The 24326-nt window shown below is 73.0% G+C and carries 21 protein-coding genes; 14 read left to right on the plus strand and 7 right to left on the minus strand.

Translation table 11 applies throughout. From position 1 onward, the window contains the following. Positions 1-270 precede the first annotated feature (270 nt). The 4 genes from ACFVU9_RS01830 (at position 271) to ACFVU9_RS01845 (ending at position 6339) form a co-directional block, all read left to right on the plus strand. Complete coding sequence (locus ACFVU9_RS01830; RefSeq protein ID WP_380445734.1) at positions 271-447, plus strand: hypothetical protein; 177 nt, start codon at positions 271-273, stop codon at positions 445-447. Between the two features lie 116 nt (positions 448-563). Further along, entirely contained in the window at positions 564-1490 is a 927-nt protein-coding gene (locus tag ACFVU9_RS01835) for a hypothetical protein (RefSeq protein ID WP_380445735.1), read from the plus strand. Between the two features lie 35 nt (positions 1491-1525). Continuing rightward, a complete protein-coding gene (locus tag ACFVU9_RS01840; protein WP_387588916.1) occupies positions 1526-2767 on the plus strand; it encodes a tetratricopeptide repeat protein in 1242 nt (413 codons plus the stop codon). Positions 2768-2994: 227 nt separating this feature from the next. Continuing rightward, positions 2995-6339 (plus strand): AAA domain-containing protein, encoded by a 3345-nt coding sequence (locus ACFVU9_RS01845; protein ID WP_387588918.1) that lies wholly within the window; start codon positions 2995-2997, stop codon positions 6337-6339. 79 nt (positions 6340-6418) lie between these two features. Here ACFVU9_RS01845 and ACFVU9_RS01850 read toward each other — a convergent pair whose 3' ends face one another. Then, positions 6419-6823, minus strand: coding sequence for an SgcJ/EcaC family oxidoreductase (locus ACFVU9_RS01850; protein WP_380445739.1), 405 nt, complete (start codon positions 6821-6823; stop codon positions 6419-6421). 86 nt (positions 6824-6909) lie between these two features. On the opposite strand from ACFVU9_RS01850, the gene ACFVU9_RS01855 reads away from it, so the two are divergent. Then, complete coding sequence (locus ACFVU9_RS01855; protein ID WP_380445741.1) at positions 6910-7437, plus strand: GNAT family N-acetyltransferase; 528 nt, start codon at positions 6910-6912, stop codon at positions 7435-7437. Between the two features lie 110 nt (positions 7438-7547). Here the strand turns inward: ACFVU9_RS01855 and ACFVU9_RS01860 are convergent, their stop codons facing one another. After that, positions 7548-8690 (minus strand): LLM class flavin-dependent oxidoreductase, encoded by a 1143-nt coding sequence (locus ACFVU9_RS01860; RefSeq protein ID WP_380501312.1) that lies wholly within the window; start codon positions 8688-8690, stop codon positions 7548-7550. A gap of 486 nt (positions 8691-9176) precedes the next feature. On the opposite strand from ACFVU9_RS01860, the gene ACFVU9_RS01865 reads away from it, so the two are divergent. The 4 genes from ACFVU9_RS01865 (at position 9177) to ACFVU9_RS01880 (ending at position 12408) form a co-directional block, all read left to right on the plus strand. Then, complete coding sequence (locus tag ACFVU9_RS01865) at positions 9177-10061, plus strand: ABC transporter substrate-binding protein (protein ID WP_387588921.1); 885 nt, start codon at positions 9177-9179, stop codon at positions 10059-10061. 42 nt (positions 10062-10103) lie between these two features. Further along, complete coding sequence (locus ACFVU9_RS01870; RefSeq protein WP_387588923.1) at positions 10104-10913, plus strand: amino acid ABC transporter permease; 810 nt, start codon at positions 10104-10106, stop codon at positions 10911-10913. Continuing rightward, positions 10906-11661, plus strand: coding sequence for an amino acid ABC transporter ATP-binding protein (locus ACFVU9_RS01875; protein ID WP_380445746.1), 756 nt, complete (start codon positions 10906-10908; stop codon positions 11659-11661). Before ACFVU9_RS01870 ends, ACFVU9_RS01875 begins: the two co-directional genes overlap by 8 nt. Positions 11662-11724: 63 nt before the next feature. After that, positions 11725-12408 carry an esterase/lipase family protein gene (locus ACFVU9_RS01880; protein ID WP_380501306.1) on the plus strand — a complete coding sequence of 228 codons (684 nt, stop codon included), beginning with the start codon at positions 11725-11727 and terminating at the stop codon, positions 12406-12408. 21 nt (positions 12409-12429) lie between these two features. Here ACFVU9_RS01880 and ACFVU9_RS01885 read toward each other — a convergent pair whose 3' ends face one another. Next, positions 12430-13614 (minus strand): erythromycin esterase family protein, encoded by a 1185-nt coding sequence (locus ACFVU9_RS01885; RefSeq protein ID WP_387588925.1) that lies wholly within the window; start codon positions 13612-13614, stop codon positions 12430-12432. Between the two features lie 43 nt (positions 13615-13657). Beyond that, the gene (locus tag ACFVU9_RS01890; RefSeq protein ID WP_387589011.1) at positions 13658-14587 is read right to left on the minus strand and encodes an NADP-dependent oxidoreductase; all 930 of its coding nucleotides are present in this window, start codon (positions 14585-14587) and stop codon (positions 13658-13660) included. Positions 14588-14666: 79 nt separating this feature from the next. Here ACFVU9_RS01890 and ACFVU9_RS01895 point away from each other — a divergent pair, with 79 nt between their 5' ends. Next, positions 14667-15317 (plus strand): TetR/AcrR family transcriptional regulator, encoded by a 651-nt coding sequence (locus ACFVU9_RS01895; protein WP_387588927.1) that lies wholly within the window; start codon positions 14667-14669, stop codon positions 15315-15317. 16 nt (positions 15318-15333) lie between these two features. Here the strand turns inward: ACFVU9_RS01895 and ACFVU9_RS01900 are convergent, their stop codons facing one another. Beyond that, entirely contained in the window at positions 15334-16626 is a 1293-nt protein-coding gene (locus tag ACFVU9_RS01900) for an MFS transporter (RefSeq protein ID WP_387588929.1), read from the minus strand. A gap of 212 nt (positions 16627-16838) precedes the next feature. Here ACFVU9_RS01900 and ACFVU9_RS01905 point away from each other — a divergent pair, with 212 nt between their 5' ends. The 3 genes from ACFVU9_RS01905 (at position 16839) to ACFVU9_RS01915 (ending at position 21234) form a co-directional block, all read left to right on the plus strand. Continuing rightward, complete coding sequence (locus ACFVU9_RS01905) at positions 16839-17291, plus strand: hypothetical protein (RefSeq protein ID WP_380501298.1); 453 nt, start codon at positions 16839-16841, stop codon at positions 17289-17291. Between the two features lie 227 nt (positions 17292-17518). Further along, a complete protein-coding gene (locus tag ACFVU9_RS01910; protein ID WP_380501296.1) occupies positions 17519-18085 on the plus strand; it encodes an RICIN domain-containing protein in 567 nt (188 codons plus the stop codon). 155 nt (positions 18086-18240) lie between these two features. Beyond that, positions 18241-21234 carry a BTAD domain-containing putative transcriptional regulator gene (locus tag ACFVU9_RS01915; RefSeq protein ID WP_387588932.1) on the plus strand — a complete coding sequence of 998 codons (2994 nt, stop codon included), beginning with the start codon at positions 18241-18243 and terminating at the stop codon, positions 21232-21234. A gap of 267 nt (positions 21235-21501) precedes the next feature. Here ACFVU9_RS01915 and ACFVU9_RS01920 read toward each other — a convergent pair whose 3' ends face one another. Both ACFVU9_RS01920 and ACFVU9_RS01925 read right to left on the minus strand, forming a co-directional pair. Further along, entirely contained in the window at positions 21502-22791 is a 1290-nt protein-coding gene (locus tag ACFVU9_RS01920) for a nucleotidyl transferase AbiEii/AbiGii toxin family protein (protein WP_387588934.1), read from the minus strand. Beyond that, on the minus strand, positions 22788-23537 hold the full coding sequence (locus ACFVU9_RS01925; RefSeq protein ID WP_380448950.1) for a hypothetical protein: 750 nt from the start codon (positions 23535-23537) through the stop codon (positions 22788-22790). Before ACFVU9_RS01925 ends, ACFVU9_RS01920 begins: the two co-directional genes overlap by 4 nt. A gap of 222 nt (positions 23538-23759) precedes the next feature. Between ACFVU9_RS01925 and ACFVU9_RS01930 the strand changes: the two genes are divergently transcribed. Further along, positions 23760-24266, plus strand: coding sequence for an SRPBCC family protein (locus ACFVU9_RS01930; protein WP_380448948.1), 507 nt, complete (start codon positions 23760-23762; stop codon positions 24264-24266). Positions 24267-24326: the final 60 nt, after the last annotated feature.

Consider the following 24326-nt stretch of genomic DNA (forward strand, 5'->3'; position numbering starts at 1 on the left):
CGAGCAGCCATTCCAGGCCCCCCTTGGCCTCGATCGTCCGGGTAACTCGTACTGGCAGTCCGTCGAACCGTCGATTCACTGGCCGTAACTTCATGACTACGGCATCGCAGTGGCAGCGGAAGCCTAGTACCAACTCGGTCTCCCGCGAACAACAGCGATGCCAGGCCGCCCAGCCCACACAATCGGGCGGCCCTGCCGATCACCTGCAAGATCTCGGAAAGACTGCTCACCCACCCCGGCGAGCAGAAGCCAACCCGATTGGAGAGGCACATGAGCACCGCCACCCTCAAGCCCGGTGACCCGGAGGTCACCAACCTCACCCGCCAGCTGGACCACAGCGTCCCCGACGGCGACTTCGCCCCGCAGACGGGCGTCGAGACCCTGACCCGCCGCCTGGACCACAGGGTCCCCGACGGCGACTTCGCCCCGGTGGGCACCGAGGCCTGACCTCAGCCCCAACCGGTGCCGGCTAGTTGACTGCACAGGCGGGTCGGCGACGGGTACTCACCCCCGCCGACCCGCCGCTCTCGGCCGCACACACCCCAGATCAAGGAGAGTCCACATTGAAGTCCGCCATCGCTGACCGCGTCCCCGCCGGCTCCTTCTTCGACCTCGACCGCAAGGACCCGGACCTGATCCGGCTCCGCGAGGAGGGTGCGGAGACGGCGCTGCCGTTCGCCCTGATGGAGCGCCTGGTGAAAACTGGCACCCCCTATGCCGAGCACGCCCGATCCCTGCGCAGCGAACCCGTCACCGTGGCCGGGGCTACGTTCGACTGGTTCCACGCCGAACTCCCCGCCGAGATCGCCAACGAGATCAACTTGGCGGACTACCGGATCGCCGAACACACCGGCGAGCGCCGCACGGTCCTCGTCCAAGCGCTGGACCGCCTCTCGCTGGTCCACCCCGAAGGTTTCGACCGCGTACGCGAGTTCGTCCGGGGCCTGCTGTGGGTGGGTCTCAAGCCCGGTGCCCGAGTATCGTCACTGACGAGCTCCAGCGACCCCGCGCTCCCGTACGTCATCGTGTTCTCGGACAAGGCGGCACGCCACATCCCGCCGAACACCGTCAGCGAGCAGCCCTCCCACCTCTACCTGGCAGAGAACCTGCTACATGAGGGCACCCACCAGTCGATCAGCTTCCACGTCCTCCAGCACCAGGTCTTCGCCGACGGCTACTCGTCCAAGACCTCTCCCAAGATCGAGATCAGGTGGCGGGCCGGTCAGGGAGACGACCGCAACCAGTACTGGGAGATCGACCGGGCCTTCCACGCGACCTGCGTCTACAACCAGCTGCTCCGGTTCCGCCAGACCGAACTGCGCCGCGACGACCTCACTCGCGCCGAGCGCGCGAACTTCCAGAGCGCCTACGACGAGGGACTGCCGGCCGTGCGCTACCTCATGCGCGAACTCGAACTGCTCACCGCGCACTTCACCCCGCACGGGCGGGAGCTGCTGGCCGACCTGCGCCACCAGACCGACCACCTGTAGTGCCACGCTGAGCACACCCGAACGACGGAGGTCACGTGCTGGATCACCTCATCACCCATGACGACAGCCTGCGGATGGTCCCCACCGACCGGAACGAGCTGACCGCCGCGGTCGGCCAACTCCACGAGGAACTGCGGTCCTTGTCCGAGGGGACCGACCCCGCCCGTACCCGGGTTCTGACCAGATGGATCGGCATCGCTCAGATGTGCCTGGGCAACCACGACGAGGCCCGCACGTTCCTCCGGCAGTCGCTCGACATCGTCGCGACGATCGGCAACAGCAGGGCCGTCGTCGCCACCGGGCTCAACCTCGGCGACGCGCACCGCTACGCCGGGGACGCCCAGAGCGCGGACGCGCTCTACCGCAGTGCCCTGAACACCGCCCGAAGCCAGCACCCGGAACTCCTCGACTACGCGCTCCAGCACACCGGCAAGCACCTGATGGAGCGCGGAGACCTCGCGGGCGCGCAGGGCCACCTGCAAGAAGCGCTGCGGCTGCGGATCGCCAAAGGGGATGCCGAGCTGGTCGAGTCCACACAGGCCGCACTCGACCGGGTCGAGCTGCTGATCAGCCAGACCGGCGCAGCGGCGGCCAGTCCCCCCGCACCCGGCCAATGGAGCCGCCAGTGGACCGCCTGGCTCCAGTCCCGGACCACGGCACGAACGTCGTCCCAGTGGGCACTCGATCTCCCGGCGCTCCGGAACGCCGTGGCCGGGCTCACCGCGCACCAACGGGTACACCCGCGCCACCTGCGCGACGAGTCGTTCCCGTCGGTGCTGCTCGCCGCGATGGAGGAGGAGGCCGAGAAGGCCGTCGCCGCCAACGGATACCTCCACAACGGCAAGTGGAATGCCGCCGTCGGTGACGCCGCCAACCACTTCGCCGAACAGGTCGATCTCGCCACAGTCGTCGCGCGGTCCACCGGCCTGGACGTCGAGCCGCCGCACACCGCCGTCTACATCGCCTATGAGGAAGGACAGCACCTCGACTTCCACCTGGACGAGTTCGGCTTCGGCGAGGCCAACCTGCTCCTGTGCCTCAAGCACGATCGTCCCACCGGCGCGTCCCGGGTCAGCACCACCGTGTTCATCAACGCCGACGGCTACCTCGAATGCGAGCTCGCCGCAGGCGACTGCGTCGTGTTCGACGGCGCACTCACGCCGCACGGCCGGACCCCCCTCAGCGCCGGGGAGGCCATCACGCTCATCAGCTTCGGCTTCCGCGCCCGCGATTCGGCCCCTCGGACGCTCACGGGTCTCCCGCCGATCCCGGTGTAACGACGGGCCGTCGACGTCGAGGAACAGCAGCGGACGCTGCGCGGTGTCGGTCACGTCGGCACGATAGTGCGGGCCGCCCACCGTCCTACGCCGACCGTCGTTCGTCACCGCCGGGCCGACGGGCGGACTGCCGCCGTACCCCGAGGTGTCCCGCGGTGCCCCGGCATTCCGTAGGCTGATCGTCGCCGATGAGCAGGTGAGCAACCAGGAGCTGCGGGGGGAATGCCATGACGGCGGAGCGTCGGCGTAGGGCGGCGGTGGTCGGGTACTGGCGGGCGGTGGAGCTCTTCAGCCCGCAGAAGGTACCGGCCGCGTCCCTTCGCGAGCGGGTGTACGAGGTCTCACCGGATCGGCCGCTGCCCTGGCAGGACGGCCATCCGCTGCGCCGGTTGCCGCTGGAACCGGGCTTCACCTGGCAGCACGTCGTCTACGGCGGGGTCTTCCCGTTGAGCGCGGTGCGGGACGCCCTCCTGGAGGTCTTCGGCGAGGACGACGAGGACCACGACGGGCGCATGGCCGGCGAGAGCGCGCTGTTCGCCCTGACCGTCAACGACGAGGGCCGGCTGCTCCTCGACTCCCCGATCTTCTCCACCTGTGCCTGGGCGACCGGACGCGCCCGCCGCCCGGGGCCCGGCCGGCCGGGCTGGCTGGACGGTTTCGACGGGGAGGCCCAGTCCTGGCACGCACGGGCCGGTGAACTCGGCGAGGACCCGGTACCGGTGCTCGCGGCGGACGGCACTCCGGCCGCGGAGGCGCTCACCGCAGCGCGGGCCCTCCTCGCAGAGGGAACCGATGGACCGGACGACGGCGCGGACGGGTCGGAGAGCCCGGTCGGCACCCGTCACATCACGGCGGCGGACCTGCTCGGCTTCGCCTCCGACCTCGCCGACGACTGGTCCGTGGCGAAGGACCTGGCGCCGTTCGCCGTCCGGGTCAGGAGCGTGCAGGTCCGGTCCGACCGCGCCGACGACGTGGACCAGCAGGACTTCCTCAACAGCTTCATCGCCGCCGACCTCGACCGCGTCACCCGCGACCTGGCGCTGAACGATCCCGGCCATGCTCTGGGGACCTACCTCGCGCCCGCCGCGGCCTTCCGCCCGGAGCACCGGATCGACCTCCGCCACCAGCCGGAGCAGGCGCTCCTCCGGGTGAGTCCCGCCGCGGCCCCGCCCGGCCGCTGGCCGGCCAGTACGAAGTACCCGCTGGCGCTCAGCCAGCAGTTCGCCGTCAACCTCGTCGGGGGCGAACTCACCGACTCCGCCGGGGTCTTCGCCGTGAACGGCCCACCCGGCACCGGCAAGACGACGATGCTGCGCGACATCGTCGCCCACCTCGTCGTGGAGCGCGCGACACGGCTGGCGCGGCTCCGGCTGCCGTCAGCCGCGTTCGGCGACACGACGCACCAGTGGAAGTCCGGGGAGTACTCCCGCACCGTCAGGGAGCTGCGCCCGGAGCTCACGGGATTCGAGATGGTCGTCGCCTCCGCCAACAACGGCGCCGTCGAGAACATCTCCACCGAGATCCCCTCGCTGGGGGCCGTCCACGAGGACTGGCACGCCCAGGCCGACTACTTCGCCGAGCAGGCCACCCGCCTGCTCAAGGGCGAGCCCGCCTGGGGTGCCATCGCGGCGAGGCTGGGCAGCAAGAGGAACCGCGGCGAGTTCGTCTCCCGCTTCTGGTGGGGCCAGGAGAAGGCGTCCGACACCCGACCCGACAACGGCAACAGCACTGGCACCGGCACCGGCACCGGACCCGATGGTGGCCCGCGGGCCGCCGCCCGCCCGTCCGCCGGCCGGACCGCACGGCGTGACGGCTGGATCGACACCGGGCGCGGCCTGCAGCACCTGTTGGCCGAGTACGCCGCCTCCCCCCAGAGCGGCGTGTGGCGCGCGGCCGTCGACCGGTTCCGCAGCGCGCTGGCCACCGTCGAACGGCTCGGCGCCGAGCGTGCGGAGGCCGCCGAGGCCCTGTCCGGCCTGCCCGCCGCGCGGGCCGCGGCCGAGGCCGCCGCCCGCGCCGTCCGGACCACGGCCGAGGACCTGCGACACCGTCAGGAGGACCTTGCCGGAGCCGCCCGGGCGGCAGCCGAGGCACAGCGGCGCCTGGAGGACTGCGAGCGCGAGCGGCAGGCCCACTTCGAGCGGCGCCCCGGGTTCACCGTCAGCCTCTTCACCGCCGGCCGGGCGGCTCGCGACTGGCACGCGGGCGACGCGCCGCTGGCCGAGCGCGAGCAGGCCGCCCGGCTCGCCGCCGACGGGGCCAGGGATGCCGAACAGCGGGCAGGATCGGCCGCACACCTGGCCGAGACCGCGCTGCACCACCACCGCGTGGAGCATGCCGACGCCGTCGAGCGGGCCGAGCGGCTGGAGTCCACTCTCGCGACGGCCCGCGCGCGCTGGGGCGATCGTGTGCCCTCCCCCGAGCTGTTGGCCGAGTCCGAGCGCCGCGAGCTCTCGTCCCCGTGGGCCGACGAGGAGATCACGGCCGCGAGGACCGAGGTGTTCTTCGCGGCGATGGAGGTCCACAAGGCCTTCCTCCGGTGCACCGCGAAGACGATGCGCGCCAACCTCAGGGCCGCCATGGATGTGGTCTCCGGAGCCGCTCCGAAGACCGTGCCCGAGGAGGCCCGCCGCGCCGCGTGGCAGAGCCTCTTCCTGGTCGTTCCCCTGGTGTCGACCACGTTCGCCTCGCTCGACCGGGTCTTCTCCGGCCTCGGCCGCGAGTCCCTCGGCTGGCTCTTCATCGACGAGGCGGGGCAGGCCACCCCGCAGATGGCGGTCGGAGGACTCTGGCGGGCGCGGCGGGCCGTGGTCGTGGGCGACCCGCTCCAGTTGGAGCCCGTCGTCGTCCTGCCCTGGACGGCCCAGCAGGCGCTGCGCCGCGACTTCGGCGTGGACGAGGAGTGGGCGCCGAGCCGCACGTCCGTCCAGCGGGTCGCCGACCGCGCCAACCGGTACGGCACGACGCTGCCCGCCGAACTCCCGGACGGCTCCACCGAGGTGTGGGTCGGCGCGCCGCTCCGCGTCCACCGCCGTTGCGACGACCCGATGTTCGCGGTCAGCAATGCCATCGCCTACGACGGCCTGATGGTCCACGGCACCCCTGATCGCGGGGCGTTCCCGTACGCGGGCAGCTCGTGGGTCGACGTCGCCTCCCCGCAGGCCGAGGGCCACTGGATCCCGGAGGAGGGGCGGGCCCTGCGGCAGATCGTCGAGAAGCTCCTCGACCGCGGGGTCTCCGCCGACGACATCTTCGTCATCAGCCCGTTCCGCGACGTCGTCGCCGGCGCGCAGCGCGTCACCCGCGGCCTGCTGGACCGTACGCGCGTCGGCACCGTCCACACGACGCAGGGCAAGGAGTCGGACGTCGTCATCCTGGTGCTCGGCACCGATCCGCGGCACCCCGGGGCACGCGGCTGGGCCGCCTCCCGGCCCAATCTCCTCAACGTCGCGGTCAGCCGCGCGCGCCGCCGTCTGTTCGTCATCGGCAACCGGGACGCCTGGCGCGACCAGCGCTTCTTCAACACTCTGGCCGACGCCCTGCCCACCCATGTGTGGCACCCGCCGCGGTGACCTCCGCAGGAAGCCTCCGTACACGAGCGGGCGCGCCCCGGTCCCGACCCCCGTGCGGGGCCGGGGTGCACCCGGCCGTCTACCCCGCGTGAACCGCAGTGTTCTGGCAGGCGTGCAGGAGCCACCGTCCGTCGGCGCCGCGTGTCATGACATAGAGCGGGCTGCCCTCGGAATCGCCGTCGGCCGACCGGTACACCTGGCGCACCTTGACGGCGGCGACGTCCGGGCGCAGGAACCGCACGTGCGCCACCTCGTACGTCACCTGCCCGTCCCAGTCGTCGGCGGGCAGCACCGCGCGGGTGAACCCGGCGATCGCCTCGCGCCCGAGCAGGACCCTGCCGTGCGCGGTGGTCCACAGGGCGTCGGGGTGGAAGAGGGCCAGGAAGCCGTCCACGTCCTTGGCCCGCTGGGTGCGCTCGACGGTGGCGACGACGTCGGCGATGGCTTTGACATCGGGGTTCTCGGTACTCGTTTCGTGACTCATGCGCACCACCCTCGCCCTTCAAGTGGGCTTGAGGTCAAGGGAAACCTGCCTGCGGACGGCGGATCGACGGGAGTACGGTTCCGCGCATGGGTCCTCACCAGTCGCTCCCCCGCGACCTGTCCGCCGTCGCGTCGACCATCGCCGTGCCCGTGAGCGTGCGGGACCTCCGCCCGGAGGACCTGCCCGCGTGCACGTGGTCCGGATCGGCCCTCCATCTCCGCAGCGTGGAACGGGAGTTGCTGCGCGCGGCGGCGGGCGAAGTCGACTACCTGGCCGTCTGCACGCCCGTGGACATCCCGGTGGCCATCGGCGGCGTCGACTACCGGGCCGCTGCGGGCGCCGGCACGATCTGGCAGCTCGCGGTGCTCCCCGCCCTCCAGTCCCGCGGCCTGGGCACGCTCCTGATCCGCGCCGCCGAACAGCGCATCAGGGACCGCGGCCTCCGCCGGGCCGAACTCGGCGTCGAGGAGGACAATCCCCGGGCCCGCGCCCTGTACGAGCGCCTGGGCTACGTCGCCTACGGGCGCGAGACCGACGCCTGGGACGAGGAAGCGCCCGACGGATCGGTCCGCCGCCACGAGACGATGTGCGTCCTGATGCGCCGGGAGCTGTGACGCCCCCCTGGCTTTCCCATGGACCACTGCGCCAGGGCGTGCGGAACCACAGATCCGCTACGAACGTCGACGAGCCCCGGCGACGGCGGCGAGGTGCGCTGGATAGCGCGTCACACCACGCCGGGCAGGGGTCCGACCAGCCCGCGGGACTGGAGCACCGGGCGGACGCCCTCACCGAACCAGTAGGCCTCCTCCAGGTGTGGGTACCCGGAGAGGACGAAGTGGTCGACGCCGAGGGCGTGGTACTCCTCGATCCGGTCGGCGACCTGTTCGTGGCTGCCGACGAGAGCGGTGCCCGCGCCGCCCCGGACCAGGCCGACGCCGGCCCACAGGTTCGGGTGGATCTCCAACTCGGCACGGGAGCCCCGGTGGAGGGCCAGCATCCGCTGCTGGCCCACCGACTCGCTGCGGCCCAGCAGGTGTTGGGCCCGCGCGACCTCGGCGTCGCCGATGCCGTCCAGGAGCCGCTCGGCCTCCTGCCAGGCGTGGCGGGAGGAGTCGCGCGAGATGGTGTGCAGGCGGATGCCGAAGCGGATCTCCCGGCCCTCGGCCTGCGCGAGTCCGCGGATCCAGTCGATCTTCTCCTTGACCTGCGCGGGCGGCTCGCCCCACGTCAGGTAGACGTCGGCGTGCCTGGCGGCGACCGGCCCCGCGGCGGGCGAGGAGCCGCCGAAGAAGACCGGGACGGCCGGCGTCGGCGGCACGGGCACGTGGGCACCGGCCACCCGGTAGTGGGTGCCCGCGAAGTCGAACGGCGTCCCGCTCCAGGCGCCGCGCACCACGGTGAGGAACTCGTCGGTCCTGGCGTAGCGGCCGTCGTGGTCGAGGTGGTCGCCGAAGCGGGCCTGCTCGTCGGCGTCCCCGCCGGTGACGACGTTGAGCAGCAGCCGGCCGCGGGTGGCCCGCTGGTAGGTGGCGGCCATCTGGGCGGCGAGGGTGGGCGAGATCAAGCCGGGGCGGAAGGCGACGAGGAACTTCAGGCGCTCGGTCTCGTGGGCGAGGAAGGCCGTGGTGAGCCAGGCGTCCTCGCACCAGGTGCCGGTCGGGGTGAGCACCGCCTCGAAGCCCAGCCGGTCGGCGGCCTTGGCGATCTGCGCGAGGTACTCGACGTCCGGCCGGCGCACGGCGGCGGCCGCCCGGCCGGGGACGGCGTTCGCCGCGGCACCGTCGAGGTTGCTGGCGTAGGCGTGGCGGTCGACCAGGCCGCGGCCGTCGCCGCCGGTCGGCAGGAACCAGTGGAGGTGAACGTTCACGGTGGATGCTCCGGAGTGGTTCGGGGGGGCGCAGCGGGATGGTGTCGTCGTCCGGCGCACGGCAGGAGCGCGCCTCGACTGTGCACGGACGCAGAAGGCCGACTACAGGCGACGGCTGCCGATGGGCTCGGCCGGATCGGGCCGTGGAGGCAGGCGGGCGGGGCGCTCTCAGCAGGCGAGACAGGCAGCGGAACAGACCCGGAGGAGGTCGATGTGACCGCGGGTCGTCAGGGCGACGGAGCGCTGCTGCATGCCGTGGAAGCTAGCCGGACTGCGCCGGCGGCGTCAACGGGTGCCCGGAGGGCGGCCCGGGGAGCTTTCATACCGCCGCAACACCTCGGCAACGATCATGGCGGATATTGATCAGGTCAATCGTTCGACCGACGCGGTGAGGCCCGCGACCGGCCCGACCGGGCCGGGACCGCCGTCTCGGCACCGCTCACCGACGGTCGCCTCCTTCACCGCCACCGCCTTTCTGGAGCCACCATGCGCCCGCGCCGGGTCCTCGTCGCCGCCCTCGCTGCCCTCGCCTCCCTCGTGCCCCTCACCGCGTGCAGCAGCAGCGCGTCGTCCGACGCCAAGTCCGCCGACAACCCGTACCAGCTCACCGAGCCGGGGACGCTCCACGTCGGAACGCTCTCGGACGCGCCGCCGAACGTCTACCTCAAGGACGGCAAGTTCACCGGCTTCGACAACGACCTCTTCGCCGCCGTCGCCGCCAAGGTCGGCCTGAAGGTCCAGTTCGCCTCGACCGACTTCTCGGCCCTCCTGTCCCAGGTCGCCAACCACAAGTTCGACGTGGGCAGTTCGTCCATCACCGTCACCGAGGCGCGCAAGAAGACGGTGGCCTTCACGAACGGCTACGACTTCGGCTACTTCGGGCTCGACGTGCCCGCGGGTTCGTCCGTCACGAGCTTCGACCAGCTGACGGGCAAGCGGGTCGTCGTCGTGCAGGGGACCGTCCAGGACGACTACGCCACCAAGCGCAACCTCAACCCGGTGCGCGTCCCCGACTACAACAGCGCCCTCAACCAGCTGAAGACCGGCACCGCCGAGGCCTGGATCTCCCCCGCCGAGATCGGCGAGAAGAGCGCCAACGACAGCGGCGGCAAGGTGCTGCTCGTCCAGAAGCAGCTCAGCCCCTCGCCGACCGCCTTCGCCGTTGCGCCGGACCGGCCGCAGCTGCTCGCCGCCCTGAACAAGGGCCTCGACGAGGTCATCGCGGACGGCACCTGGAACCGCCTCCAGGACCAGTACTACCCGGGCCGCGCCGTGCCCGACGGTTTCCACCCCGGCAGCGGGACGGCGTCCGGTGGCGCGACGGCGGGCCAGTCGACGCCGGCCGCCCCGACCGCGTCCGCGACGCCCTGACCCCCAGCCGATCCGGCCCTACTCTCGAATCAGGAGATCGACGTGGACCAGCTGGGCACGCTGGCGGAGACGTTCTTCAACTGGGGATCGATGCGCGAGGCGATCTCCGACCTGCTCACCACCGGCGTCCCCAACACGCTGATCCTCGCGGCGACTTCGGCCGCCATCGGCACCGTCCTCGGCCTGCTGCTGGCCGTGGCCGGGATCTCCCGGACCCGCTGGCTGCGCTGGCCGGCCCGCGCCTACACCGACGTGTTCCGCGGCCTCCCCGCCGCGGTCACCATCCTGCTTATCGGCGTGGGGCTGGCCCCGCAGGGACTTCGCATCTGGGGGCCCGACCCGTACCCGCTGGGGATCCTCGCGCTCTCGCTGATCGCCGCCGCCTACTTCGGCGAGATCTTCCGCTCGGGCATCCAGAGCGTGGAGGCGGGCCAGCTGGAGGCCGCCCGCGCGCTCGGCTTCCGGTACAGCGCCGCGATGCGGCTGATCATCGTCCCGCTCGGGATCAGGCGGGTCCTGCCCGCGTGGGTCAACCAGCTCATCGCGCTCATCAAGGACTCCAGCCTGATCTACTTCCTCGGGCTCACCGCCGGGCAGCGGGACCTGTTCCGGATCGGCCAGGACGCCGCCGCCACCACGGGCAACGAGTCCGCGCTCGTCCTCGCCGGGCTGTTCTACCTCCTGCTCACCGTGCCGCTGACGCACCTGGTCAACGTGATCGACCGCCGTCTGCGGAACGGCCGCCGGGTCACCGAACCGGCACCCGCTGAGACACCCACCGAGGCACCTGCCCGGGAAGCACGTCGGGAGCCACTGTCTACCACCGCGCCCGAGGGAGCGACCCGTGCCTGACGAGCGACCCACCCCCGCGTTCTCCCCGGTCAGCCTGGCCACCCGCGACCTCCACCTGTCCCTCGGCGGCAACCCCGTCCTGCGCGGCGTCGACCTGGACGTCCCCCGGGGGAACACCCTCTGCGTGATCGGGCCGTCCGGCTCCGGCAAGTCGACGCTGCTGCGCGCCGTCAACCGCCTGGTCGAGCCCGACCGCGGCGACGTCCTGCTGGACGGCGAGAGCGTGCTGCGCCGCGACCCCGACCGGCTGCGCCGCCAAGTCGGCATGGTGTTCCAGCAGTTCAACCTCTTCCCGCACATGAGCGTCCTGCGCAACCTGACCCTCCCCCTGCGCAAGCTCAAGGGCCTCTCCCGCGACGCCGCCACCGAGGCCGCCCTCCGCCAGCTCGACCTGGTCGGGCTGCGCCACAAGGCCGACGCCCGCCCGGGCCGGCTCTCCGGCGGACAACAACAGCGGGTCGCCATCGCCCGCGCCCTGGTGATGGACCCCCAGGTCATGCTCTTCGACGAGGCCACCTCCGCGCTGGATCCGGAACTGGTCAAGGGCGTCCTCTCGTTGATGGCGGACCTCGGCCGCGCGGGCATGACGATGGTGGTCGTCACGCACGAGATGGGCTTCGCCCGCGAGGCCGCCGACGGCGTCGCCTTCATGGACGGCGGCGTCGTGGTCGAGTCCGGCCCGCCCGAGGCGGTCTTCGGCGCGCCGCAGAGCCCGCGGCTGAGGACGTTCCTCTCGGACGTACTGTGACGTAACATCGTTGGCCTGCAGTGGAGTTGTGTCACCCCGCCGACGTTCACCGGAGGACACGCCATGCGCCGCGCCGCCACCGCCCTCACCGCCGCCGTGTCCGTGCTCCTGCTCGCGGCACCCGGGGTCGCCCCGTCGGCCCACGCCGGCCCGGCGACCCCGGTCGTCCTCGTCCACGGGCGCAACGCGGACCCGGGCGTGTGGCGGGCCACGATCGCCGGCCTGGAGGCGAAGGGCTTCCCAGCCGACCGGATCTTCGCCTGGTCGTACGACACCTCCCGGTCCACGAACGAGGTCCTGGCCGGCCGGCTCTCCGCCTACGTCGACCAGGTGCTCCAGAAGACCGGCGCGGCCAGGGTCGACATCGTCGCGCACAGTCTGGGCAGCCTGCCGAGCCGCTGGTACGTCGAGTTCGGCGACGGCGCACGCACGGTCGCGAACTGGATCTCCCTGGCCGGCCCCAACCACGGCACCGGCCTCGCCTGGCTCTGCGCCGCGTGGGACCAGGGCTGCCGCGACATGACGCCCGGCTCGTACGTCGTCACCAACCTGAACCGGGACGACGAGACGCCCGGCCCCGTCCACTACTGGACCTTCTGGTCCCCCTGCGACGAGCAGATCCTCCCCAACGCGAGCACCCCGCTGAACGGCGCCGCCAACACCGAGACGTCATGCCTCAAGCACAACGACTTCCTCACCGACCCCGCCGTGATCGACGCCGTCGCCGGGATCCTGGCCGCCGGGTAGGCCCCTCCGTCCAGGCCGGGCTCACGGCAGCCAGTGCACCGGGGAGACCTCGCGGATGTGGACGAGGACGTCGAAGGCCCCGGCCAGGGAGGCGACGGCCAGGTGTTCGGCGGCGTCGCGCTCCGGGGTGTAGACACCGCTGACGACGCGGGCCTTCGCCGGTCCGTCCCACTGCGCGCGCACGTCCTCGTCGCGCAGGTCCAGCCAGCGCGCGGGCAGGCCCGTCTCACCGAGCCTCGCGTCGACGAAGTCCGCGGCCGGGCCCGGGATGACGGCGACGCCGAGGTCCCCGTGGTGGAAGCCGATCGCCACGGAGACGTACCGCCGGCCGTAGCGCTCGCGCAGCAGGCTGCCGACGCCGGCCTGCGAGCCGCGCTCGGCCGCCAGGCCCACCACGGCCTCGCCCGCCGAGGTGTGCGCGATACCGTCCCAGTAGACGGTGCGCGCACCGGTCCGGCCCTGGGCCTCGGCGACGGCCTCGGCCCACACCTCGGCCTCGCCCGCGTAGTTGCCGCGCCCGGCGACGCTGCGCTCGTGGTACTCCACGATCAGCCGCATCCTCGCGGCCGCGTCGTCGGCACCTGGAGTGGACTCGACCAACTCGAGTGCGTCACGGGCGTGTTCGACGAACGGCCGTCCGGGATGGACGCCGCGCGCCCGCTGCACGTGCTCCTCGATCTCGTGGACGGTGCGGATGGGATCCAGGTGGGCCGCCACCTCCGCGAGCCGCTCCGGCGCCACCAACCGCACGTGCTCCAGGACGGCGTCGTAGTCGGCGGGCCCCGCCTGGAGCGGCTTCACACCGAAGATCCGGACCGGATCGTCCGCGTGGTCCCGGTTGAACGCCCGGATCCACTCCAGGGCGGCGACCATCTCGGCGGTGCGCCACGGGCGCCAGGCACCCGCCAGCGCGGACACGGCCGAGCCCTCGCCTCCGCCCACGTACGCGTCGAGGGCCGCGGCGGCGCCCGCGTCGTCCTGGACGGCCAGCGCGCGGAAGCCGTGGTCCCGGACGAGCCGGCGGAACAGTTGGTCCCGCACCCCGAAGGTCTCGCGGGAGAAGCGCGTGGACTCCCCGATGCCGACCACCGTCGCTCCGTCGGCCAGTCGGCCGGCGATCTCGTCGAGCACGGTGTCGGCCAGCGGGAGGGAGTCGGTGTACTGAGGGTCGGTCAGGTCGTGGATGACTGCGGTGTTCTTCGGCATGTCGTGCAGTCTCGTACCTGAAGTCGACTTGAAGTCAAGCGACTCAATCGGCGGGAACGGACACAGCGCGCGAGTCGCCTCGGACGACCAGGACCCGGCGCCCGCGCGTGTGCCCGGCCCGGCTGTCCGCGTGCGCGGCGGCGGCCTCGGCGAGGGTGTACGCCTTGTCGACCGGGATGTGGAGCAATCCCCGCGAGATGAGGTCGACGGCCTCGGCGAGCGCGTCGGGCACGCTCCCGGCCACGCCGGAGAAGCGGACGCCGAGCCCGGGTGCGGTGAGGTCGGCGATGGAGACCACCTTCCGCGCGTCCCCGGTCAGTTCGACGAGTTCACGGATCACGCCGGAACCGGACAGGTCGAGGGCCGCGTCGACCCGGCCGAACCGCCGCACCCGCTCGACCCAGCCCGGGCCGTACGTCGTGGCGGCGGCGCCCAGGCCGCGCAGGTAGTCCTGGTTCGCGGCGCCGGCCGTGCCGATGACCGCGATGCCGCGGTCGCGGGCGATCTGCAGCACCGCCGATCCGACTCCGCCGGACGCGCCGCAGACCAGCAGCGTCTGCCCGGGCCGCACGCCGACCTCGCGGATGATGCGCAGCGCGGTCTCGACCACGGAGGGGTAGCCCGCCGCCTCCTCGAACGTCAGCCCTTCGGGCATCCGGGCCCAGGCGGACAGGACGGCGAACTCGGCGTAGGTGTCGACCCCTTCGCCGAACACGTGGTCGCCGACCTCGACGTCGTCGACGCCCTCGCCGACCTCGTCCACCACCCCGGCGGCGTCCAGCCCGACGCCGGACGGCAGGCGGGTCGGATGGGCCCCCAGGACCTGGCCCTCGCGGATCCTCCAGTCGACGGGGTTCACGCCCGCCGCCCGCACGGCGATGCGTATCCGGCCGGGGCCCGCGTGGGGCTCCTCGGCGTCCACCAGGTGCAGGACCTCCGGGCCGCCGAACTCGTCGAAGCTCACCTTCTTCATGTTCTTCATGCGGCCGACCGTAACACTAACGGTTAGGCTTTTGGAACTGTTTCATTTTCATGCCTGATAGCATCACGACATGACCGAGCCAGCCGAGCCGACTGCTCAGACCGGGCAGACCGGGCGCCGGGAGCGCAAGAAGGCCGCGACCCGTCAGAAGATCGCCGACACCGCCCTGCGACTCTTCCTGGATCGCGGCTACGACGCGGTCGGCATCCGCGAGGTCGCCGCCGAGGCCGACGTCGCCGTCACCACGGTCTTCTCCCACTTCGCCTCGAAAGAGGCCCTGGTGTTCGAGCAGGACGAGGACTTCGAGCAGCGCCTCACCAAGGCGGTCACCGACCGCTCGCCCGACGAGGCGCTCGTCCCCGCGCTGCGTCGCGAGATCCACGCCATGGTGCGGCACTGCACGGCGGACGGCGCCGCCCCGATCTGGCGCATGATCGACGAGTCACCCGCCCTGCGGGCGTACGAGGAGTCGATGAGGCTGCGTCATGCGGATTCGCTGGCAACGGCCATCGCCGCCCAGTCCCGGTCGCGGCCGCAGCCCGGGCCGGTGCCGACCGCGACGGCCTGCCGGGCCATCGCGAGGTTCGTGATCGGCGCCTTTTCGCTGGCCCGCGAGGCCGCCGACCCGGAGGCCGTGGTGGACGAGGTCTTCCGGATGATCGAGGCCGCTTGGGCGGTCACCGCCACCGGAAGACCGCCGGGGGATCTTGCCCGGCTCTGAAAGGCCGTGGTTCCGGTCAGTCGAGCAGCAGGGACGGGAAGGCCCGCAGCGTCCGCACGTCCTCCGTCGCGATCAGCGGCAGGCAGGAGAGCAGGCCGATCCCGGCGATCGTCCACAGTGTCAGGCGCGTGCCGAGGACGGACCCGAGGTAGCCGCCCGCCAGGGCCCCGACCGGGCGGGTGCCCCAGATGGCGAACCGGACGGAGGCGTTCATCCGGCCCTGCAGGCCGGTGGGCGTGATGGCCTGGCGCAGGCTCACCTGGCTGATGTTGTAGACGGTGATGCCGCACGCCATGATGCCGGTCGCGACACTCAGCGTGAGCACCGCGCGGGCCGGCGCCGCCGTCGCGAGCACGAGCACGGCGATCCCCGACATCGACTTCGCCGCGACCAGGACCGGACCGAGCCCGACGAGCCTGATGAGCCGGCTGCTGAGCGCGGCCCCCAGCAGCGCACCGCAGTTGCCCACGCTCAGGGCCAGCCCGAGCTCCCCCGGCGACAGCCCGAGGTCGCGCAGGGCGTACGCGGTCAGGACCGCCCCCAGCGCGCCGCCCAGCCCGACGAGGTTGCTGATGCCCGTCGCCAGCGCCAGGGACCGCAGGGTCCGGTGACGGAAGACGAACCGCAGTCCCTCGGCGATCTGGCTGCGCATCGAGGCCCTGACCGCGGGCTGCGGCGCCTGCGTCCGGGGAATCCGGATGAGGCAGAGCAGCAGAGCGGACACCAGGTAACTCACGGAGTTGACGACCAGGACCAGCGGCGCGGTGACCACCTGCAGCAGCAGACCACCGATGCTGGGCCCCGCCAACTCCGCCGTCGAGCGGGAGAATTCGAGCCTGCTGTTGCCGTCCGGGGTCTGCTCCCGCGCCACGACCGTCGGCAGGAAGGCCTGGTCGGCGATGTCGAAGAACACCGTACAGAGCCCGATGGCGAACCCCACCGCACAGAGCAGCGGCACACTCAGCACCCCCGCGAGGTGTCCGACCGGCAGCACGACGATCGCCACGGCCCGGCCGACGTCCGCCACGACCATCACGCGTCGGCGGTTCCACCGGTCGAGCAGCGCGCCCGCCGGCAGGCCGACCAGGAGGAACGGGAGGGTCTCCATCGCCGAGACGAGCCCGAGCTGGCCGGTCGACGCGGAGAGCGTCGTCAGCGCGAGCACCGGAATGACGAAGAACGTGATCCGCGTCCCGAACTCGCTCACGGTGTGCGCCGACCACAGGACCTGGAAGTCGCGCTGCCGCCACACACTGACCAGCCGCGCGGCGGGGGCCGCCAGAGCCGGATCGGAGCCGACGCTCGCCATGTCCACGTTCCCTCGCTTCTGGTCGGTGACCGGCTCCCCCGCGCGGCAAGTCTCCGGAGAGTAACAACGCCACTACGGCGAGCTCCGACACCGGACCGAAGGGGTCGGTCGGGTACGGCCGTACGGGCGACGGCGGCAGGGGTGTACCGCCCACCGCTCGGCGAGTACGTACGGCCGGACTACCATGATCCGCAACAGGGGGAGGGGCGGACGTGGAACCGACGACACGCAAGCGCTGGCTGGCCGTGATGGGGCTGATCGGGCTCGGGGCCGGGGGCTACTACACGTGGTGGGACCAGTTCTCCCACCACGAGCTTCCGTACACGCGACGCGACGCCTCGGTCCTCGGCCGGATCAATGCCGGCGGCGGCCTCAACGCGTCGAACCCGACCGTCCTGGCGGACGACCGCACGATCACCGTGGATGTCGGCTGGGGCGGTTGCGACTACAAGCCCGACCTGGTGGCACGGGAGACGGCGGACCAGGTCACGCTGCTGTTGAGCCGCCGGGACGCCTCGGGCCCGGACGTCGGCTGCGAGGACGGCGGATACGCGCAGGTCAAGACCGTGCTTCACCAACCGCTCGGGACACGGACATTGACCGACGCCGTCACCGGCCGGCCCGTCCCGATCGCCCACCCCCAGTCGCAGCCCCCGACGACCTGACGTCTGCACGGCCCGACCGGACTTGCCCATCCTTGATCGATTCTTGGCCCGGCGTTCACCCGCACCCGCGTACGATTCACGCGCGTCGGCGGTGCGGACACCCGTCCGCACCGTAGGGGGAACGGAACGCCGGTGTCGTACCGGGGCCGGGCCGACGCGGATCGGGGGCGCGTGCGCGTCCGCCCGCCTCCCCTGCTCCTGCTCCTCGTGCAAGGGACCGGTCCTTCTTGACCATCCGCAACGCCCTCCCCCGCGCCCGTACGGCCGCAGTCGCCGCCGGTGCCGCCCTCACGCTGGCCGCCGCCGTGCCGGCCACCCCCGCGTCCGCCGTCGGCGGCAGCTTCGGCAACCCGACGACCAGCACCCTGGTCAACGTCAACTCCGGCAAGTGCCTGGAGATCGCCGACTGGCGCACCGACAACGGCGCCCCCGCCCGCCAGTGGGACTGCACCGGCGGCGCCAACCAGATCTGGGACTACGTGCCCGACAGCGGTGGCTTCGAGCTGGTGAACCGGAACTCCGGCAAGTGCCTGGAGATCGCCGACTGGCGCACCGACGACGGCGCCCCGGCCCGCCAGTGGGACTGCTCCTGGGGCGGCAACCAGCACTGGAACTACGTCGGCACCCTCGGCGACCGGGGCGAGCTCGGCATCGCCAACTTCAACTCCGCCAAGCTGCTGGAGATCGCCGACTGGCGCACCGACGACGGCGCCCCCGCCCGCCAGTGGCAGGGCAGCTACGGCGGCGTCGCCCAGGGCAACCAGGCCTGGCTCACCGCCATCAAGCGGTACTGACCGGCACGGGTTCCCGGGGACGGACGTCCCCGGGAACCCGCAGGCGGCACCCGGCACCTGCGCACAGATCCTTCCCTTGCGAACCAGGCGCCGCGCCAGCGAGGATGGGCGCCCGGGGCAGCATCCGACGCTGCGTCAGATTGTGGGGACCGCCCGTGCGGCCAGGTAGTGATCCGGATCGGCCGAGCTTCGCGCTGCTCGGCGACCTCCGCGTGCGGCGCGCCGGTGCGGACGTGGCGCTGGGCGGCCCGCGGCAGCGGTCCGTGCTGGCCGCCCTGCTGCTGCGGCCGAACACGGTCGTCCCGATGGAGGAGCTGGTCGCCGGACTGTGGGGCGAACGGCCGTCCGGTGCGCCGGACGTCACCCTGCGGACCTACGTGTGGCGGTTGCGGAACCTGCTGGAGCCCGTCCGCGACTCGCCGAGGGTGTTGCTGTCCCAGGCGCGCGGGTACCGCCTGGCGGTCGAACCGGACCGCGTGGACCTGTGGCGGGTCGGGCGTCTCAAGGAGCAGGCCGGGAAGTGTTCCGCCGAGCGGCCCGCGGATGCCCGGGACATGCTGACCGAGGCACTGGCCCAGTGGCGCGGTGAGCCGCTCGCCGGCCTGCCCGGGCCGCTCATGCGCCGCGAGCGCGAACGGCTGTCGCAGTTGCGCCTCGCCCTGCGCGAGGAGCGGCTCGCCCTCGACGTGGCGCTCGACGGCCCCTCCGGCTGCCTGCCGGAGCTGGAGGCGCTGGCCGCCGACCACCCGTTCCGCGAGCGCCTGCACGGGCTGCTCATCCGCGCGCTGCAACGGCAGGGCCGGATGTCCGAGGCGCGCGCGGTCTACGACGCGCTCCGATTACGGCTCGTGGAACACCTGGGCCTCGAACCGGGGCCCGAACTCTCGGCCCTGTGCCACGAACTCGATGCGGACTCCCCCGCCGGGTCGAGGACCGCTCCCGCACCCAGCCGGCCCGTTCAGCTGGACCAACTACCGCCGCCCCCAGCCCAGTTCACCGGGCGGCAGGAGCACATCGCCCGGATCGGACGGGCGCTGACCGAACGCACCGGCCCCGGCCTGCGGCTGGTGACCGTCACCGGCATGGGCGGCGTCGGAAAGACGGCCCTCGCCGTACGGGCCGCCCACACCGTACGCCCCGGCTTCCCGGACGGCCGGCTGTACGCGGACCTGCGCGGCGCCGACCTGGTGCCCGCGAGCGCGTCGGACATCCTCGCGGACTTCCTCACCGCGCTGGGCGTCCGGGAGGCCGCCGTCCCGAAGGACCTCGCGGGCAGGTCCGCCCTATTCCGCACCGCCACCGCCGGACGACGGCTGCTCATCCTCCTCGACAACGCGCGCGACGACGCGCAGATCCAGCCCCTCCTGCCCGGATCGCCGGACTGCGCGGTCGTCGTCACCAGCCGCGCGGTGCTCAACAGCGTGCCGTCGGTGCTGCACATCGCGCTGGACGTGTTCAGCGAGCGCGAGGCGCTCGGGCTGCTCGACGCGGTGATCGGCAGGGCGCGCCGGTCCGCGCAGAGCGTCCAGGCCGCGCTGCTCGTCGAGGCCTGCGGCCGGCTCCCTCTGGCCGTACGGATCGCGGCGGCCCGGCTCGCCGCCGAGCCCGACCAGCCGATCGCCGACCTCGTGCGGCACCTGGCCGATCACGGGATCGGTGCGCTCCGCACGGGAGACGTCGAGATCGAGCAGGTCTTTGCGGTCGGCTACCGGCTGCTTCCGCCGCCCCTGGCAACGGCGTTCAGAATGCTCGCCTGGGTGGAACCCGACATCGGCCTGGCCGCCGCGGCCGCAGTCCTCGGCCTGACGGAGGACCAGGCGGAGCGCCTCGCGGAGGCACTGGTCGACCAGGCCCTGCTGGAGTCGATCGGCGCCGGGCGCTACCGCTACCACGACCTCGTGCGCGCCTTCGCCCGCCGGACCTCGCTGCGGACCGGCGAGCACGAACGGGCCGCCGCCCACGAGCGGCTGCTGGCGCTCCTGCTCGGCTGCGCCCGTACGGCCTTCGCGCTCGCGGTGCCCGGAGACCCGGTCGCCGACGTCTTCGGCTCGCCGCGCCCGCCGTCGGCCGCCGTCCGGGGCTTCACCGACCCGGCGGACGCCCGCCGATGGGCGCGGGCCGAGATCCCCGGTGCCGTGGCGCTCGCGGCCGCCGTCGCGACGGTGCCCCTGCTCCCGGTGGCCGCCCTGCGCGCGGCCATCGACCTACTGATCGCCCTCACCCCGCTCGGCCTCGGCGCCCTGGGCGGCCGGGCCGAGGAGGCGGCCCGCCTGCTCGTCGACGCGGCGGTCGCGTGCGGCGACCACGACCGCGACCACGCCGGCACGGCGGAGGGCCGGTCGCGCTTCCTCCTCTGCACGATCCTGCTGGCCCGCGCCCGGCTCGACGAGGCCGACGCCCAGGCCCGACTGGCCGCCCGGGCCTGCCGGGAGGCGGGCGACCGGGCCATCCTCCGGCAGGCCCTCAACGATCAGGGCCTCATCGCCCAGGCCGAGGGCCGCCACGAGGAGGCGATCACGGCCTTCGACGAGGCGGCCGCCCTCGCCCGACAACTCGGGCACCGCTCCGGCGAGGTGGCGAGCAGCGCGAACGCGGCCCTCTCCCGGATCCGCAGCGGTGACGCCGCCGGGGCGGCATCGGCCTGCCGCGGCATCCTCGCGACACCGGGCGCGGCGGCCGACCCCGCGATGACCGCTTACGTGCACTACGTCCTCGGCCTCGCCTACCAGGAGTCGGCGCGACTCGACGACGCCGCGGCACACCTGCGCTCCTGCATCGACGGCGCGAGCCTCACCGGAGACCTCGACCGCGAGTCGGCCGCCCGGAGCCGCCTGGCCGACGTGTTGCGCCTGCTCGGGCGGGCCGACGAGGCCGTCCACCAGGCGCAGCGGGCCCTGGACCTCGCGGACGAAGGTGGGCGACAGCGCGAACGCGCCCTCGCCCACCTGGTCCTGGCCCACGCGCTGACCGCCCGCGGCGACCACGGCGCGGCCCGGGGTCACGAGGCGAGCGCGCGCCTGCTGCTCGGCCGGCTGGGTCCTCGGGCGACGGCCGACGCGCAACCGCTCCTCACCGCGCTGGCGACCGCCGCCGGAACCCTTACGGCTGCGGGTCGGGAGAAGGAAGGAGCCCCGTCCCGTTCCAGATGATGTGGCCCGCCGCGCAGTGCACGACGGCGGACCCGTCGCAGGCCGGGGCCGGCGAGGTCGGCCGTACGGGATCCCCCATGCCCACGGCGAGGGCTCCCAGCACCGAGAGTGAAACAGCCGCGCCGGTGACAGCCGTGCGGACCATGGTCGTTCGAAACACCGATGACGCTCCTTGCTCAGGTATGACAGGGCGTCCGAACGCTCGCAGGGGCGGATATACAACGCGTCAACACCCTGACGATTCACCGCACTGCACCGGCCACCGGTTTACGGAGCGGTGGGGGCCGCTCGGTCGGTGGCGAGGCGGGTGTAGGTCTCCTGGAGCTTCTTGAGGCGCGGGTCCGCCGGGTCGTCCAGGTGGGTGATCACGGCCTGGTGGGCGCGCTCAAGGTCGCCGTCCAGCAACTCGGAGGCCACCATCAGGAGGCGTTCCGGCCGGGTGCGGCGTTCGCTCAGGTGCCGGAGGACCGCGTCGAGGCCCTCGCGGGCCATGAGCTCCCGCAGGCCGTCCACCACGGGGGCCATCCACAGCGCGCGCAGGGCGTACTCGCCGCGTCCGGCGAAGGTGGGGGCGAGGGAGGCGAGCAGTTCGGCCGGGTACGCCTCGACCGCTTCGGTGAAGGCGGGGTGGTCCTTCGCGAACTCGTCCCAGTCGACGTCGAGTTCGGCGATCGCGTCCGGGAGCACCGGCCACCACGCCCAGTTCTCCTCCGAGCGCAGGAAGACGTCGCGCAGCAGCTCGTACGGGACCCGGGCCGTGCGGGCGAGCAGGACCGCGTCGTGGAGGTCCTTGCCCTGCGGGTGGTTGTCCGAGATCAGCCAGAGGATCTTCCAGCCCAGCGAGAGCTCCGGCGTGGCGGCGACCAGCGGGCCGTCGACGCCGGGGAGTTCGACCTGCCGCGGCTCGGCCGGCAGGTGCTCGGTGAAGACGAAGTCCAGCTGGACGGTGCCCTCGGGCACGCCCGGCGCCGTCCACGGCAGGACCAGGCGCCGGCCCGGCACGCGGCTGTACGTCCAGATCTCGTCGGCGACCGCCCGGTCCGCGTGCAGCCGCACGCCGCACGCGCCCGCCCCGGACGACGACGACTCGTCGGCGGAGGCGGCGAGTTCGTCGAGCATGCGGCCCGTCCGCTCGTCCTCCAGCTGCCACTCCACGGGCCGCACCACGAAGTCCAGGTCGCCCGGCTCGCGCGCCTCATCGCCGTACCAGGCGCGCAGCAGCACGCTGCCCCGCAGCACCAGGTGTTCGGCCCAGGCGGAGCGGGCGACGGCGGACAGCACCGCGTTCAGCGCCTCGCGCCGGGCCGCCAGCCAGCGCGCGGCCACCGCGGGGTCGGCGAAGGCGGGCTCGCTGGGGCGCAGCGCGCGGGCGTAGCCGGCCAGGGCAGGGTCGAAGACCGGCTGCTGGGTGACGGTCTCGTCGTCGATCGGCCGGAGGCTCCTGGGCAGGTCCTGCTCGGCGCGGACCTCCTCGGACGGCGGCTGCTTCGGCAGCACCACGTCCTCCCAGGGCCCGTACGGCAGGTCCTCCCACGTCGCGGTGCGGTCCTCGGTCATCGTGCTGCTCCTTCCGCGCGCCGCGGGGCGACCCGGCCCCCGGCGGCCCTTCCACCAGTGCTCCGGCCCTCGGTGCACTGCTCTTGAGTGATCCAGCCGCTGTCCAGCGCCTCGTCGCTGTCGACGGCGACGAACTCCCGCTCCACCGAGACGACCTCGCGCCCGTCGACCGCCAGCTCGCCCAGCAGCGCGTCCAGCCGCCGCCCGGCCGTGGCCAGCCCCACCAAGCGGCAGCGCTGCGTGACGAACTGCTCCCGCAGCCCGTCCGCGCGCACCCGGCGGGCGTTGCGCGACAGGTGCGCGCCGTGCCGCACGGCGAGCGCGGCCAGCCGGACGGTGTCCTCGCCGGGGACGAGCAGCAGCTTGACGTGGTGCTCGAAGTACCGCCCGGGCCCGTGCTGCGCGGCCTCGCCGTCCGTCGCGGGGACGCCGTCGGCCCAGGGCGTGGCCTCGACCTTGGCCCGCAGGACGGCGAAGCCCGCGTCGGTCAGGCGCCGCGCCGTGCGGGCGGCCGCGGCGGCGACCTCGTCGAGCGTGCCGGAGGCGCGGAGGTTGAGCATCGGCTGCGACACGGCGGCGCCGCGGGCGAGCAGGATGTGCGTGTACGTCAGGCCGTTGGCCGCGGCCCACTCGGCGAGCGCGTCGACGGCGCCCGGCTCCACGGTGAGGTGCACCTCGAACTCCCCGCTCAGCGCGGGTGGAGGCAGGGGTCGGGCCAGGCCCAGGTCAGGATGGGTGACGAGCATGGGAGCATCCTGGCAGGCCTCTCTGACAACCCGTCCCCGGGGCCCTCGCAGCGACGCACGGAAGCAGTTCGAACCCCAACGGGCCCGCCCCGCAGGCCAACCGCGGACGGCAGCGGGACGGGCCGTCCGCGCGAAACCGGTTACCGATCGGTAGAGCCGCGCCGCCCGGCAGCACTAGGGTGGCCGACGTCGCAACGGTGCGGCAGGGGAAGAAGGACGACGATGGTGCGGTTGGTGGACGGCCCGACGGTCGAACTGGACGTGTACGTCGCGGCGCCGTGCGCGAGGGTCTGGGCCCTGGTCAGCGACATCACCGTGCCGACCAGGTTCGGCGGGGAGCTGTACGAGGCCGAGTGGCTCGACGGCGCCACCGGGCCGGCCGTCGGCGCGACCTTCGTCGGCCGCAACCGCAACGAGCTCCTCGGGCAGTGGGAGACCGTCTCGCGGATCGCCGACCACCGGCCGGAGCGGGCGTTCGGCTGGGACGTCCGCGGCTTCAAGGGCGGCTTCGACCGGCCGGTGGCCCGCTGGCGGCTCGACCTCGAACCCGAGGGCGACGGCACCCGGCTCCGGCACTCCGTCACCCTCGGCGCGGGCAGCTCGTACCTGAGCCGGGCCATCGCCGCCGAGCCCGGGCGCGAGGAGGAGATCATGGCGCTCAGGCTGGGCATGCTGCGGCAGGGCATGCGGACGACCCTGGACGGGATCAGACGCCTCGCGGAGGCGTGAGCACCCGCCGGACCGGAGGCGTGAGCACCCGCCGGACCGGAGGCGTGAGCGCCGGCCGGA

Source organism: Kitasatospora sp. NPDC057936, assembly GCF_042887525.1.
In the GTDB taxonomy this organism is placed as follows: Bacteria; Actinomycetota; Actinomycetes; order Streptomycetales; family Streptomycetaceae; genus Kitasatospora.